At 31.2% G+C, this 480-nt stretch carries 1 pseudogene; it reads left to right on the top strand.

The features are described 5' to 3' along the window. Window positions 1-287: 287 nt before the first annotated feature. Window positions 288-480: pseudogene (locus tag FFR48_RS28440) on the top strand (Uma2 family endonuclease); the annotation flags it as partial.

Below are 480 nucleotides of genomic sequence, written 5' to 3'. Positions count from 1 at the left end.
AGCTGATGGTAAATATATTCCTGGTAATAGTTCACCAACCTTTGCTAATTTATCTTTAAATACAGAAGTGCCTCAGTTTTTAGCTTCTAGCTTAGAAATAGGTGAAATGGCAATGATTAGGAATTTTAGAAGTTGGATAAAAACGCAAGTATAAAATATTAAATAAATGTCAGAATTAGGATATCCAGGATTTGAGGATTTACAGGATTACTATTAAAAATAGTCCAGAAAAATCGTTATTATAAAAGTGATATAATAGAATAATTAACAATGCGAGGTGAATTTATATGGTAACTCTAGCACCTACTCACAGCGACACTCACACCAATAGCGTCATCCTCCATAATATTTCCTGGAATACTTTTGAAAGGATTTTATTAGAAACAGGTGATACTCGCAATAACAGGTTTACTTATAATCAGGGAATCTTAGAAATTATGACTCCATTAATGCCCCATGAACATAATAAAAGATTGATAG

Origin of the sequence: Sphaerospermopsis reniformis (assembly GCF_005402885.1) — a bacterium.
Lineage (GTDB): Bacteria > Cyanobacteriota > Cyanobacteriia > Cyanobacteriales > Nostocaceae > Sphaerospermopsis > Sphaerospermopsis kisseleviana.
This window is presented reverse-complemented; position numbering and strand designations above follow the sequence as displayed.